The following is a 203-nucleotide window of genomic DNA, read 5'->3' as shown; positions in this document are numbered from 1 at the left end:
GGCGTCGACACCGCTCCCGCGGCCGCGAGTGACGACTTGCACGACACCGTGGACTACGGAAGTCTCGTCGCGGCGGTCACGACCGCCGGGCAGCAGGATCCGGTCGACCTGATCGAGACCCTCGCCCAGCGGATCGCGGACGTCTGCCTCGCGGACGCCAAGGTCGAGTGGGCGCGGGTCACGGTGCACAAGCCGGACGCACC

At 71.4% G+C, this 203-nt stretch carries 1 protein-coding gene; it reads left to right on the top strand.

Annotation, left to right across the window (positions count from 1 at the left end; all coding sequences use genetic code 11):
- Nucleotides 1-203, top strand: a 203-nt coding sequence (locus tag QWY28_RS24325) for a dihydroneopterin aldolase (RefSeq protein WP_300955452.1), incomplete at both ends; no start/stop codon positions are given.

This window comes from Nocardioides oceani, from assembly GCF_030412965.1.
Classification (GTDB): Bacteria; Actinomycetota; Actinomycetes; order Propionibacteriales; family Nocardioidaceae; genus Nocardioides; species Nocardioides oceani.
This window is presented reverse-complemented; position numbering and strand designations above follow the sequence as displayed.